Origin of the sequence: Agrobacterium sp. NPDC089420 (genome assembly GCF_044900305.1) — a bacterium.
Classification (GTDB): Bacteria; Pseudomonadota; Alphaproteobacteria; order Rhizobiales; family Rhizobiaceae; genus Agrobacterium.
In genome coordinates, this window is record NZ_JBJDMY010000007.1 from 61410 (window position 1) to 74894 (window position 13485).

The 13485-nt window shown below is 62.3% G+C and carries 15 protein-coding genes; 11 read left to right on the top strand and 4 right to left on the bottom strand.

Translation table 11 applies throughout. The features are described from left to right. The first annotated feature begins 191 nt into the window (after nt 1–191). The 11 genes from nagZ to ACI2KA_RS12995 all read left to right on the top strand — a co-directional run bounded on the left by nagZ (nt 192) and on the right by ACI2KA_RS12995 (nt 9909). Entirely contained in the window at nt 192–1208 is a 1017-nt protein-coding gene (gene nagZ / locus ACI2KA_RS12945) for a beta-N-acetylhexosaminidase (protein WP_404502611.1), read from the top strand. A 58-nt stretch (nt 1209–1266) separates the two neighbouring features. Beyond that, nucleotides 1267–2115 (top strand): segregation and condensation protein A, encoded by an 849-nt coding sequence (locus tag ACI2KA_RS12950; protein ID WP_404502613.1) that lies wholly within the window; start codon nt 1267–1269, stop codon nt 2113–2115. Then, nucleotides 2105–2839: an SMC-Scp complex subunit ScpB gene (gene scpB / locus ACI2KA_RS12955; protein WP_404502614.1), complete on the top strand. Its 735-nt coding sequence runs from the start codon at nt 2105–2107 to the stop codon at nt 2837–2839. Before ACI2KA_RS12950 ends, scpB begins: the two co-directional genes overlap by 11 nt. Nucleotides 2840–2968: 129 nt before the next feature. After that, nucleotides 2969–3175, top strand: a complete 207-nt coding sequence (locus ACI2KA_RS12960) for a twin-arginine translocase TatA/TatE family subunit (protein WP_003509722.1) — start codon at nt 2969–2971, stop codon at nt 3173–3175. A gap of 54 nt (nt 3176–3229) precedes the next feature. Next, a complete protein-coding gene (gene tatB, locus ACI2KA_RS12965; RefSeq protein WP_404502615.1) occupies nt 3230–3946 on the top strand; it encodes a Sec-independent protein translocase protein TatB in 717 nt (238 codons plus the stop codon). Further along, the gene (gene tatC / locus ACI2KA_RS12970; protein WP_404502617.1) at nt 3943–4746 is read left to right on the top strand and encodes a twin-arginine translocase subunit TatC; all 804 of its coding nucleotides are present in this window, start codon (nt 3943–3945) and stop codon (nt 4744–4746) included. The genes tatB and tatC overlap by 4 nt, the downstream gene beginning before the upstream one ends. 104 nt (nt 4747–4850) lie before the next feature. Next, nucleotides 4851–6134, top strand: a complete 1284-nt coding sequence (gene serS / locus ACI2KA_RS12975) for a serine--tRNA ligase (RefSeq protein ID WP_404502619.1) — start codon at nt 4851–4853, stop codon at nt 6132–6134. A gap of 193 nt (nt 6135–6327) precedes the next feature. Then, nucleotides 6328–7098, top strand: coding sequence for a 5'/3'-nucleotidase SurE (gene surE / locus ACI2KA_RS12980; protein WP_404502986.1), 771 nt, complete (start codon nt 6328–6330; stop codon nt 7096–7098). Then, complete coding sequence (locus ACI2KA_RS12985; protein ID WP_404502621.1) at nt 7095–7748, top strand: protein-L-isoaspartate(D-aspartate) O-methyltransferase; 654 nt, start codon at nt 7095–7097, stop codon at nt 7746–7748. Before surE ends, ACI2KA_RS12985 begins: the two co-directional genes overlap by 4 nt. A 345-nt stretch (nt 7749–8093) precedes the next feature. Beyond that, on the top strand, nt 8094–9665 hold the full coding sequence (locus tag ACI2KA_RS12990) for a peptidoglycan DD-metalloendopeptidase family protein (RefSeq protein ID WP_404502622.1): 1572 nt from the start codon (nt 8094–8096) through the stop codon (nt 9663–9665). Nucleotides 9666–9699: 34 nt separating this feature from the next. Then, the gene (locus ACI2KA_RS12995; RefSeq protein WP_404502624.1) at nt 9700–9909 is read left to right on the top strand and encodes a hypothetical protein; all 210 of its coding nucleotides are present in this window, start codon (nt 9700–9702) and stop codon (nt 9907–9909) included. 52 nt (nt 9910–9961) lie between these two features. Here ACI2KA_RS12995 and mobB read toward each other — a convergent pair whose 3' ends face one another. Genes mobB through ACI2KA_RS13015 form a run of 4 tightly spaced genes read right to left on the bottom strand, consistent with a single transcriptional unit; the run spans nt 9962 to nt 13340 of the window. Beyond that, entirely contained in the window at nt 9962–10477 is a 516-nt protein-coding gene (gene mobB, locus ACI2KA_RS13000) for a molybdopterin-guanine dinucleotide biosynthesis protein B (RefSeq protein WP_404502626.1), read from the bottom strand. Between the two features lie 58 nt (nt 10478–10535). Continuing rightward, the gene (gene mobA / locus ACI2KA_RS13005; protein WP_404502628.1) at nt 10536–11174 is read right to left on the bottom strand and encodes a molybdenum cofactor guanylyltransferase MobA; all 639 of its coding nucleotides are present in this window, start codon (nt 11172–11174) and stop codon (nt 10536–10538) included. After that, entirely contained in the window at nt 11171–12370 is a 1200-nt protein-coding gene (locus ACI2KA_RS13010) for a multidrug effflux MFS transporter (RefSeq protein WP_404502630.1), read from the bottom strand. The genes mobA and ACI2KA_RS13010 overlap by 4 nt, the downstream gene beginning before the upstream one ends. Before the next feature lies 1 nt (nt 12371). Continuing rightward, the gene (locus tag ACI2KA_RS13015) at nt 12372–13340 is read right to left on the bottom strand and encodes a DMT family transporter (protein WP_404502632.1); all 969 of its coding nucleotides are present in this window, start codon (nt 13338–13340) and stop codon (nt 12372–12374) included. Nucleotides 13341–13485: the final 145 nt, after the last annotated feature.

Genomic DNA, 13485 nt, shown 5'->3' on the forward strand with positions numbered 1-13485 from the left:
GCCCTTACAGTATCTTGGCCCTTCCATCGCACTCCGGGTCATACTCGGGTTTGACCCGAGGATCCACAACCCGGAGCGATGGATCCCCGGGTCAAGCCCGAGGATGACGGCGGAATGGTTATCGGACGCGTTTCGCAATCCCGATGGCGCAGTTTCCTTACTCCTTATTTCCCCCCTGAGAGCGTGACACCATGACCGATTGCAAAGCTATGATCCTCGGATGCAGCGGGCTTTCGCTGACTGCCGACGAGATCGCCCTTTACCGCGACCAGCAGCCCTGGGGGTTCATCCTGTTCGGCCGCAATATCGGCGAGCCGCAGCAGATCACCGATCTCGTCGCATCCATGCGTGATGCCGTCGGGCGGCCTGACGCGCCGGTGCTGATCGATCAGGAGGGCGGACGGGTCCAGCGCATCAAGCCGCCGATCCTGCAGGCCTATCCGAATGCCCGCATTCTCGGGGAAATCTATGAACGCGACCGGGATGCCGGCCTGCGCGCCGCCTGGCTGATGTCGCGCCTGCATGCTTTCGACCTCCTGAAATTCGGTATCAATGTCGATTGCCTGCCGGTGCTCGACGTGCCGGTGGAAGGCGCCAGCAATGTCATCGGCAACCGCGCCTACGGTTACACGCCAATCATGGTGGCCGAGATGGGGCAGGCGGCGGCCGACGGGTTGAAGGCGGGCGGCATGTTGCCTGTCATGAAACATATGCCCGGTCACGGCCGCGGCATGGTCGATTCGCACCATGAACTACCTGTGGTCGATGTGCCGCTCGATGAGCTGGACGCCCATGATTTCGTGCCGTTCCGGGCGCTGAACCGCGAATTGATGGCGATGAGCGCGCATCTGGTATTCAACGCCGTCGACCGCGAGCGGCCGGCGACGACCTCGCCGAAGGTGATCGAGGAGATCATTCGCGGTCGCATCGGCTTTGACGGCCTGCTGATGTCCGACGACAGTTCCATGAATGCGCTGAAGGGCACGCTCGGTGAAAGAGCTGCGAATATTGTTGCGGGCGGCTGTGATATAGTCTTGCATTGTAACGGCGTGATGGGTGAAATGCTGGAGGTCGTGAAAGAGGTTCCCGTTCTTTCTGGCCGTTCGCTGGAGCGGGTGCGGGCCGTGGAAGCGGGTTTTCCCGCCGCCGACCCTTCCGACGAAGCGGAACTGAGAGCCGAATTCAACGCCATGTGGGCCGTTTCCTGACGATCGGGCGGCGGCCGCTCACTCGGGACGACAGGCCGGATGCCCGGCGGATGGAACAATGGCCGCAGACAAGTCTCGCAATTCGACACCGATGGACAAGCTCTGGCAGGATGTGACGCCGGAGCGGCTGACGGGCGAGGCCGGGCTGGTGATCGATGTTGCGGGTTTCGAAGGCCCGCTCGATCTGCTTTTGCACCTTGCCCGCACCCAGAAGGTCGATCTGTCGCGCATTTCCGTCCTGGCGCTTGCCGAGCAATATCTGCAATTCGTGGAAAGCGCGCGGCGTGTGCGCATCGAGCTGGCCGCCGATTATCTGGTGATGGCGGCCTGGCTCGCCTTCCTCAAGTCCAAGCTGCTCATTCCGCAGCAATCGAAGGATGACGGCCCCTCGGGCGAGGAAATGGCCGCGACGCTGGCCTTCCGGCTGAAGCGCCTGGAAGCGATGCGCGAGGCGGCCGAACGCCTCGTCAACCGCGCCCAGCTCGGCCGCGATGTTTTTGCCCGTGGCGCGCCGGAGCATATTCCGCATGTCAACCGCTCGGCTTACGAGGCCAATCTCTACGATCTTTTGAGTGCCTATGCCAATCTGCGGCAAAGGCAGGCCATTACCCAGGTCACGATCGAAAAACGGCAGGTCTGGTCGCTGGTCGAGGCGCGCGAGCTTCTGACCAGCCTGCTCGGCGATGTCGGTGAATGGACGGTGCTCGATCACTATCTGCTGCAATATGTGCCCGATCCCGCCATGCGGGTGACGGCGATGGCCAGCGCCTTTGCCGCTTCGCTGGAACTGGTGCGCGAGGGATCGCTGCAGATCCGGCAGGAGGGAGCTTTCCAGCCCATCTATATGCGCCGAGGCACAAGGGACGAGCGCGAAGCCAGTGCCGGGAGGGCCGACAATGACGAATGACGACGAGACCGGCGAGGCGATGATCGTGACGGATGGGATGGCGCCCGAACCCACGGTCTTTTCCGAGCGGCAGCTGAAGGAGGCCGAGCGCATCGCCGAGGCCCTGGTCTTCGCGTCCGCCGAGCCGGTATCCGTGGGCTTCATCGCGGAACGTCTGCCGCGCGGCATGGATGTCGTCGCCATCCTGCAGCACCTGAAGGCCGTTTATGCCGAGCGCGGCGTCAATCTCGTGCAGGTGGGCGGCCAATGGGCGTTCCGCACTGCGGGCGACCTTTCCTTCGTCATCCGCGCCGAGGAGAAGGAACCGAAGAAGCTGTCGCGCGCGGCGCTGGAAGTTCTGGCGATTATCGCCTATCATCAGCCGGTGACACGCGCCGAAATCGAGGAAATCCGCGGTGTGCAGACCTCGCGCGGTACGCTTGACGTGCTGATGGAGGCCGGCTGGGTGCGGTTCCGGGGCCGCAGGCGCACGCCGGGACGACCGGTGACGATCGGCACCACGGTGGAGTTTCTCGACCATTTCGGCCTTGAGGAGCTGCGTGACTTGCCGGGCCTCGAGGAGCTGAAGGGGGCGGGGCTGCTATCGGGCCGTATTCCCTCCAATTTCGGCGTGCCCCTGCCGATGATGAGCGACGAGTTGCGCGAGGACGAGGACCCGATCACGCAGCTTGATCTGGAAGAGCTGGGCCTGCTTGCGCCGGGTGGCGGCGACGGCGACGATTGAGCGGCCGTCACGCGGGCGGCAAGACGCAAAAACTTTATGCTCACTCCCTGTTGAAGCGGTGATTTGTTGTTTGAAAAAGCCTTTCAAACGTCTTACATCGTCTGAAAGCGAAATTCAGGAGTTTCAGTTATGGGTTCTTTTAGTGTGTGGCATTGGCTCATCGTGCTGGTGATTGTTCTCGTCCTCTTCGGACGCGGCAAGATCCCGGAATTGATGGGCGATGTCGCGAAGGGCATCAAGAGCTTCAAGAAGGGCATGGCTGACGAGGACCAGACGCCGCCGCCGGCCGATGCCAACACGAAGACCGTCGACCACAAGGCTGACGAGATCAAGTAAGCGGCCTGTTGCCGCTTGTGGTGAGATTGGCGTTAGGCTCTCGGGAGCATATTGATGTTTGATATCGGCTGGAGCGAGCTTCTGGTGATTGCGGTCGTGCTGATCGTGGTCGTCGGACCTAAGGACTTGCCGCCCATGATCCGCGCCTTCGGCAAGACGATGGCCGGTCTTCGCAAGATGGCGGGGGATTTCCGCACCCAGTTCGATGAGGCCTTGAAAGAGGCCGACATGGACGATGTGCGCCAGACCATCTCCGATGTCCGCAATCTCAACCCCACCAATTCGCTGCGCGATGCGATGAACCCGCTTCGCCAGCTCGGCAACGAGATCAAGTCCGATCTCCAGAAGGCGACGGCCGCGCCGGACGGCCTTTCGTCCACGCCGGCGCCGGCGACAAGCGAGCCGGTCGCGCCGCTGGTCAGCGTTCCCGAGCCGGAAATGAAGCTTGCGGATGCGCCGCCGGTGACTGCCGCCCAGCCCGCTACCGCAGCCGCGGAAAAGCCGAAGCGCACGAGGGCGAAATCGGTTGCCGCCGCGGAAGCCGAAGCGGTTGCCGCAAAGCCGAAACGCGCTGCCCGCAGCAAGGCCGCCGAAGCCGCCGCTTCTGCGGCGGCCATCGAGCCCGCCGCTTCGAAACCCACCGTGAAGGCTATCGCCAAAAAGGCGGCGGTCAGGAAGGTCGCTACCGGCAAGGCTGCGGCGGTGGCCGAGGCCAAACCGGCGCGAGCGACAAAAACAAAGGCTGCAAAGCCCAAAAAGGATGAAGCATGAGCGGGGATATCGAGGATAAGCCGCAGCCGCTTATCGAACACCTGATGGAACTGCGCACGCGGCTGATCTGGTCGCTCGGCGCGTTCTTCGTTGCCTTCATCGCCTGTTTTGCCGTTGCCAAGCATCTCTTCAACCTGCTTGTCATTCCCTATAAATGGGCGGTCATCTGGGCGGGGCTGGATGTCACCAAATCCTCGCTGATCTATACCGCGCCGCAGGAATTCTTCTTCACGCAGATCAAGGTCGCGATGTTTGGCGCCATGGTGATTTCCTTTCCGGTGATCGCCTCGCAGCTCTATAAATTCGTGGCGCCGGGCCTCTACAAGAACGAGCGCGCCGCCTTCCTGCCGTTCCTCGTCGCCTCGCCGATCCTGTTCCTCATCGGCGCGGCGCTCGTCTATTTCTTCTTCACGCCCATGGTCATGTGGTTCTTCCTCGCCATGCAGCAATTGCCGGAAGATGGCGAGGTGGCGATTTCGCTGATGCCGAAGGTTTCGGAATATCTGAGCCTGATCATGACGCTGGTGCTGTCCTTCGGCCTGGTGTTCCAGCTGCCCGTCGTCACCACGCTGCTGGCGCGCGTCGGGCTCCTGACCAGCGACTGGCTCCGGGAAAAGCGCAAATTCGCCATCGTCATGGCCTTCGTGGTCGCGGCCGTGCTGACGCCGCCCGACCCCATGTCCCAGATCGGTCTTGCGCTGCCTGCGATCATTCTCTACGAGATTTCCATCTACATGGCTCGACTCGTGGAGAGGAAACGTGCGGAGGAATCCAAAAGCACGGAGCTGGAAGAGACCTAACGCTTCGTGCCGGTCTTCCCGCTCATTCAATCTCCTCGCGCCGGGCCTTTCGCCCGGCGTTTTGCTGACAAACACGGGTGAAGCAACAACGGTCTGGAACGACGATGCACGACATTAAATGGATACGCGAAAACCCCGAAGCCTTCGACGCGGCGCTTGCACGGCGCGGCGTTGAGCCTGCCGCCAGCGGCCTGATCGCTCTTGATGAAAAGCGCCGTTCCGTCATCCAGTCCCTGCAGGACATGCAGTCCCGTCGTAATGCCGCCTCCAAGGAAATCGGCGCCGCCATGGCGCAGAAGAACACGGAGCTTGCGGAGAAACTCAAGGCCGAAGTCGCCGACATCAAGGACAACATGCCGCGCGCCGAGGACGAGGACCGAAAGGTCACCGCCGAGCTCAACGACGCCCTGTCGCGCCTGCCGAACATGCCCTTCGACGATGTGCCCGACGGCAAGGACGAGCATGACAATGTGGTTGCCCGCGTGGTCGGCCAGAAGCCCGGCTGGAACCATGAGGCGAGGGAGCATTTCGAGATCGGCGAAGCGCTCGGCTACATGGATTTCGAACGTGCCGCCAAGCTTTCGGGCTCGCGCTTTACCGTTCTGACCAGCCAGCTGGCGCGGCTGGAACGGGCGCTCGGCCAGTTCATGATCGACCTGCATACGAGGGAACACGGTTATACCGAAGTTTCCTCGCCGCTGATGGTGCGTGACGAGGCGATGTTCGGCACCGGGCAATTGCCGAAATTTGCCGAGGACCTGTTCAAGACCACCGATGGCCGCTGGCTGATCCCGACGGCGGAGGTGACGCTGACCAACCTCGTTTCCGGCGAAATTCTCGAGCAGGAAAAACTGCCGCTGCGTTTCACCGCGCTCACACCGTCCTTCCGGTCGGAAGCGGGCTCAGCCGGTCGCGACACACGCGGCATGCTGCGCCAGCACCAGTTCTGGAAGTGCGAACTCGTCTCCATCACCGATGCGGAAAGTGCGGTTGCCGAGCATGAGCGCATGACGGCCTGCGCCGAGGAAGTGCTGAAGCGTCTGGGCCTGCATTTCCGCACCATGACGCTGTGCACCGGCGACATGGGGTTTGGCGCGCGCAAGACCTACGATCTGGAAGTGTGGCTGCCCGGCCAGAACACCTATCGTGAAATTTCCTCCTGCTCGGTCTGCGGCGATTTCCAGGCGCGGCGCATGAATGCGCGCTATCGCGGCAAGGACGACAAGGCGACGAAGTTCGTGCACACGCTGAACGGTTCCGGCACGGCTGTCGGCCGCTGCCTGATCGCGGTTCTCGAAAATTATCTGAACGACGACGGTTCCGTCACAATTCCGGACGTGCTGCTGCCATATATGGGCGGTCTGACGCGGATCGAGAAGGCGGCCTAAGTTCCGGTGTTTCCGTCATCCGGCCCTGAGCCGGAATCCAGCCAGCCCAAGTCCTTGGGCTGAAAGGACTGTCTCCACCGCGCAGACGCGCGTCGGCTGGATACCGGATCAGGTTCGGCATGACGGTCATGGGGATGCGGCCGTGAAAGACAATATCGAGCCCTTTCCCAAGGGCGAAGCAGCGGAGAGAGACATGCGGATTTTGCTGACCAATGACGACGGTATCCACGCCGAAGGTCTGGCGGTGCTGGAGCGCATCGCCCGCACGCTGTCGGACGATGTCTGGATCGTTGCACCGGAAACCGACCAGAGCGGGCTTGCCCACTCGCTGACGCTGTCCGAGCCGCTGCGTCTGCGAAAAATTTCCGACAAGCATTTCGCGCTGCGCGGCACGCCGACCGATTGCGTCATCATGGGCATACGCGAAGTCCTGCCGGAAAAGCCCGATCTCGTTCTCTCCGGCGTCAATGCCGGCGCCAACATGGCCGATGACGTGACCTATTCCGGCACCATTGCCGGCGCCATCGAAGGCACGCTGCAGGGCGTGCGCTCCTTTGCGCTCAGCCAGGCCTTCAGCCATACGGAAGGCCGCGTCGTGCCGTGGGAAGTCGCCGAGACCTATGCGCCGGATCTTCTGCGCAAGCTTATCGATGTCGACCTGCCGGACGGTACTTTCCTCAATCTGAATTTCCCCAATTGTGCGCCAAAGGATGTCCAGGGTGTGTCCGTCACCGGGCAGGGCAAGCTCGATTTCGGCCTGACGGTGGAAGAACGCCAGGACGGCCGCGGTTTTCCCTATTATTGGCTGCGCTTCGGCGAACGTCTCGGCACCTTCCGCGAAGGCACCGATATCCACGCTTTGAAACACGGCAAGATTTCCGTGACGCCGCTCAAGCTTGACCTGACGGACTACACGGTGAAGGATCGGGTTGCGCAAGCACTTGGATTCGGAGTCGCCGATTGAAATCCGCAATGGTCGAAAAAGAAGGTTTTGCCGCTCTCGTTCTCCGTTTAAGGGGCGAGGGGATTTCCGATCTCGACCTGCTGACGGCGGTGGAGCAGACGCCGCGCTCGAAATTCGTGCCGCCGCAATTTGCGGCCGACGCCTATTCCAGCCGCACGATCCCGATCGATTGCGGCGCCTTCATGGAAGGCGCCGACATGGCGGTGAAGACCCTTGCCCGCCTGCAGCTGAAACCCGGCCAGCGCGTGCTGGAAATCGGTACCGGCAGCGGTTTCATGACGGCGATCATCGCGCGCCGGGTGGAGCGTGTCTTTTCGCTGGAGCGGTACAAGACGCTGGTGCAGCAGGCGCAGAACTGCCTCGATGATCTTTCCATCCGTAATGTCGTCATCCGCCAGGCCGATGGCAGCAACGGGCTGGTGGGCGAGGGCACCTTTGACCGCATCGTCTCCACCGCCGCCTTCACCACCATGCCGCGCTTCTTTGCCGAACAGATCGTTTCCGGCGGCATGATGATCGCGCCGATCATCGTTGAGGGCGACCGCTGCGTGATGACCCGCTTCTCCAAGACCGGCAGCCGCTTCGAGAAGGAAGAGCTGTTCGAGGCGCCTTATCTGCCGCTGGCGTCGCATATTGCGCGGCATTTGTGACAAAATGAAAATTTTGAAGACTGTTTATTTTCGTCTTCTAATGTTCTGAATTGTATCAACTATCTGATTTTAAACATCATTATTGTTTCAGCATGACGCAGCCGGTTTTCGTCATGGTTATCGAAGTGTCAAAAAAGCGCCAAACGGCTTAACGTTTTAACGGCGTGGTAACACTAACGCGCTTTAATCATAAACATCGACGCATGGTTTTCCCCATCTCGGGAAATGGGCCTTGCAAGAATTGAAATTTGTGCCGGATCGGTCTCGATGCGGCGGGTTGGCGTCAGTGTAGATCGAGTCATGCGTATGAGACATTCGTCTAAAATCGGAAAATCAGTCGCAAAAATGTTCGCAGCGGCATTGCTGGCAAGCGTCGCGACGGGCTGTAGCTCGGATGCAACGCGGTTCAGTGGCCTCTTTTCCAGTGGACCGGATCAGATGACCACGGCGTCAATTCCAGCCCGTCAGGGCGGCGGTGCTTATGGGCAGGCGCCGGTTCCGCAGGGCGACATGAATGGCGGTTACGCCTCCGCCGCGCCGCAGGGCGGTTATGCCAACCAGAACATGGCCGGCAATTCCTATCCGCAATCCGGCGGTTATGGCGGCGGCGTCCAGCCTTCCACGGCCCGCTCGGCTTCGGCCTCGCCGGTGCAGCGCTCCGAACTGTCGGCGCCGACGGCGGTGGCAAGCCGCGATCCGTCGACCCGCAACGAAGCCATGGCCCAGCCTTTCCCATCGGCGCAGCGCCAGGCCGCGCCGTCTCCCGCCGCACCCGCCCGCCAGGCCGCTGCACCCGTTGCCGACAATCTCACCACTGCCACCGTCCGTTCCGACAAGAACGGCTGGCACACGGACGGCGCGTCTTCCGTGACGCTGCGCCCCGGCGAAAGCATCACGACGCTTTCCAACCGCTACGGCGTTCCGGAGAAGGAGTTGCTGCGGGTCAACGGTCTGAAGACGGCTTCCTCGGCGCAGGCCGGTCAGGCGATCATCATTCCGAAATTCGGTCAGGCCCGCAACGCGGCCAGGGATGCGGCAGGCGATATTGCCCTCAACCGCAATGGCGACCAGCCGACGCCGCTGCGCAGCCCCGAGGGTAACGTGGCCGTGCTGCCTTCGCAGGCCGCCGCCCGCGACAAGGTTTCCTCCGAGACCGGCAAGCTGACGCCTCCCGGCGGCAAGCCGCTGCCGCCAAGCGGCGGCTACAAGGTTCAGCCGGGCGACAGCCTGGCGAAGATCGCCCGCGAAAACGGCGTGTCGGTCGCCGCTCTCAAGGCCGCCAACGGTCTTTCCAATGAAAGCATCCGGGTCGGCCAGACGCTTGCCATGCCGGGCGCCGCCACCGACGGTATCAAGACGGCCTCGGTTCCCGCCAGGGAAGCGGCCGCCGTCCGGCAGGTCGAAACCGCATCCGCCAAGCCCGAGCCTTACAAGGCTCCCGCCGCCGCGGCTCCGACCGCGCCCGCCACGCCGGCCACCGCCAGCGTCAGCGATATCGAGAAAAAGGCCGACATGGCTTCCGTTGCCCCGGAATCCACCGGCATCGGCAAATATCGCTGGCCGGTTCGCGGCGCCGTCATCAATAATTTCGGTGACAATGTCGATGGCAGCCGTAATGACGGCATCAACATCTCGGTTCCGGAAGGCACGCCGATCAAGGCCGCCGAAAACGGTGTGGTCATCTATGCCGGCAACGGCCTCAAGCAGCTCGGCAACACGGTTCTCGTCCGCCACGACGACGGCAAGGTCACGGTTTACGGCAACGCCGCCAATCTCGATGTGCAGCGCGGCCAGAAGGTGCAGCGCGGCCAGACCATCGCCACATCGGGCATGACGGGCAGCGCCAAGCGTCCGCAGGTTCACTTCGAAGTTCGCAAGGATGCGACGCCGGTGAACCCATCAGGTTTCCTTGAATAGGTATTGCGTTCTCAAGGAATGATGAAGCCGGGTGATGAGCCCGGCTTTTTCATTTTGGGGTGCGTTTTCACGGGAAATTACGTCGCCGTTGCGGCTGGCGTCGTCGGTTTTGGCTTCATGGCCCTTCTCCGCCGTCATGCCGGACCTGATCCGGCATCCAGCCGACGCGCGTCTGCGCGGCGAGAAGGACTTCTTTCAGCCCAATGACTTGGGCTGGCTGGATACCGGCTCAAGGCCGGTATGACGGAAGTGGGGAGGCAGCCTGGGCGAGAAAGTCATTCCGCTCCAATGCCTGTTCACGCCCTCACCAGCCCCACCGTTTTCTCGATGAAATCGGCAATCGTCGCGGTATCATTGAGATCGAAGACGGGGAGGGTCGTGTCCGTTACCGCATGGTCGGCGGCAATGGCGACGATGTGCGGGTCGAGCGGCGCAAGCGGTTCGGTTTTCGCTGCCTCCAGCCGGCGCGCCTCGATCTTCGGCACCGGCTCGTATTTATAGCCTTCGATCAGCACCAGATCGCAGGGGGCGAGGCGGGCGAGAATGTCCTCGAAGGAGGGTTCCGGTTCGCCGCGCAATTCATGCATGATGGCGAAGCGGGTGCCGGAGACGATGGTGACCTCATGCGCGCCGGCCTGACGGTGACGCCAACTGTCGGCGCCGACCTTGTCGATATCGAAATCATGATGGGCGTGCTTGATGGTGGAGACGCGGTAGCCGCGCGCCGTCAGTTCGGTGACGATGCGCACCGCAAGCCCGGTCTTGCCCGAATTTTTCCAGCCGGCAATGCCGAAGACCCTTTGTGCTGTCATGGTTGCAGCTCTATCTCTTTGTTCCAGACGTTATCCCAACGAAAACCGCTACGCGCCTTTATTCCACATGCTCCAGGTAACTGCGCGCCAGCGCCAGTTCATCCGGCGTGTTGATGTTGAAGAACGGATCGAGGCTGCCCTTGGCCGTTTCGAGCGGCGGAAAAGCCACGCCGATGGTGACATGCCGGGCGAGATAGGCGCGGATGCGGCGGTTCGCATCGTTCTTCAGCCAGTCTTGAAGATCGTCGGCAAGCGTCACCGGCCACAGCGCGAAGACGGGGTGAACCTGGCCGCTGGAGGCGGCGATGACGATCGTATTGTCCGATACGTGTTCGCAGAGCCGCGCCACGAGATCCTCAGGGAAGAACGGGCTGTCGGCGGGCGCGGTCAGGAAATGGCTCGCCGCACCCTCACGATGCTGGAAATGGCGCATGCCGGCCAGAATACCCGCGAGCGGCCCGGCATGGCCGTTCAGCGTATCGGGCAGCAATGGCAGGCCAAAACTTTCCGCCCAGCCGTTATCGCCATGGATGGCTGCATTGATGGTGACATCGCAGACCTGCGGCGTGATGCGGCGCACGACGTGGGAGATGAGCGGCGCATCGCCAAGCATCACCATCGCCTTGTTGCTGCCCATGCGCCGCGACAGGCCGCCGGCAAGCACGAGACCGGGTATCTCAAGGGGAAGGGCGCTCATTGCCGCTGTTCCTGCAGCCTTACGACATAGGTGGTGAGAAGGGCGACAAGGCCGGTCGCCAGCATCACCATGAGGAGCGGCCAGGTTCCGTCCTCCTTCGACAGGACCGAGGAGGCGAGGACCGAAAGCGCGGCGCCGCCGCCAATGGTCATCGCGCCGCCAAGACCGGAGGCGGAGCCGGCCAGATGCGGCTGGACGCTGACCATGCCGGCATTGGCGCTGGGCAGCGTCACGCCGTTGCCGACGCCGATGAGCGCGAGCGGCACGAAGAACGCATAGGCGCTGTCCGCCCCGGCGGAAATCAGCACGATGGTGGTGACGATGCCGGCAATGGCGATGACGTTGCCCGACAGCATCATGCGGGTGATGCCGATCTGGCTGGCATAACGGCCGGAGACGAAGTTGCCGAGCATGTAACCACTGGCCATGAAGAAGAATTGCAGGCCGAGCATGGCCGGCGCAAGCCCGTAAAGCACGCTGCCGACAAAAGGTGCGCCGCCGAGGAAGGAAAAGAACATGCCCGACGAGAAGGTCGAGGTCAGCGCATAACCCCAGAACAGCGGCGAGCGCAGCAGTTCCGGCCAGGCGTGGAACTGCTGTGAAAAACTCGCCGATCTATTATGGTTGGTTTCGCCGAGATCGAACCAGGCCAGCACCAGAATGCCAACACCGAGCACGGCGAGGAGCGCGAAGCTCGACTGCCAGCCGGAGAGATCGTTGAGCAGGCCGCCGACCGTGGGGCCAACCATCGGCACCACGGACATGCCCATGGTCACATAGCCGATCATCGAGGCTGCCTGTTTCATCGGCACCATGTCGCGCACGATGGCGCGGGCCAACACGAAACCGGAAACGACGGCTGCCTGCGCCACACGCCCGATCATGAAGACGGTGATGTCGGGCGCCAGCATGCAGACCAGCGTGGCGGCGATCATCATTGCGATGCTGGCCAGCATGACCGGGCGGCGGCCGAAGAGATCGGAAAGCGGGCCGATGACAAGCTGCAGGCAGGCGGTGGCGGCAAGGTAGCCGGATACGGCAAATTGCATCACCGCGTAATCGGTCTCGAAGTAGATCGCCATGGCGGCCAGCGAGGGCAGGAACACATTCATGCACAGCGCCGCGACGCCGGCGATGACGACCAGCGTGATGATGTGGGGCGGGGTGGTTCTGTCCAGAAAACGGCCGCTGTTCATGTCATTCTCCCGCCTCTTCCGTAACGGCGGCTTTCGTCAGGGAAGCCGGCCTGACCGTGGTTGCGGCTGTCGGTGTCGCGGCCGCGCGCTTGGCCATCTGCGAGCGCTTGCGCAGGCTTTCGCGGTAGAAGGTATAAAGGCCCGAACCGATGACGATCATGGCGCCGACGATGGTGTAGCTGTCGATCTTTTCGTTGAAGAAGAACACGCCGATCATGAAACCCCAGAGCAGGCCGGTGTAACGGAACGGTGCGACGAAGGAGATTTCGCCGGTTCTCATCGACAATATGATGGCCTGATAGCCGACCAGCACGAGAATGGCGGAAGCGGCCAGATGCGAGACGATGGTGAGGTTCATCGGCTGCCAGCCGCCGAAGGGCACGATCAGCAGCCCGCCGACCGCCATGTTGACGAAGGCGGTGATGACGGTGATGGCGAGCGAGGGCACATCGGCATACATTTTCCGGGTCAGGAGATCGCGCGCGGCGGTAACGGCGAGCGATGCGACGACCAGAAGCGCACCCGGCGTGAAACCTTCAGGACCCGGCCTGATGATGACGAGCACGCCGATGAAACCGACGATGATCGCCACCCAGCGCCGCCAGCCGACCGGCTCGCGCAGGAACAGCGCGGCGCCGAGTGTCACCACCAGCGGCAGGGACTGCAAGATGGCCGAGGCATTGGAAAATTCGATGAGGCCGAGCGCGGTCAGATACAGCACCGCAGCCGTCACTTCGCAGAGACAGCGCAGGATGATGATGGGCCGCAACAGGGTCTTGAGCGGTCTCAGCGCCCCGAAATGGCGGGCGGCGATGTAGATCAGCACCACCGTCATGATGCCGCGCACGAACATGATCTGGCCGGTGTTGATATAGGCTGTGACGGATTTCGTCAGGGCGTCGTTGGCCGTGAAGCTTGCCATGGCGAGCGCCATGAACAGCGCGCCGCGCGTATTGTCCGTCAATGCCATTCCATACGATCCCAGACCATGCGCAGTTTTACCCGGGCCGCCGTTTCAGACGGTTTCGGGCGGCCTCGCGGGCGCGGCGGCGCATTCCTCCATGGAAAGAGACGTGGCACGGTACAGCCGGCAATTCAACCGTTTATATGGGTGG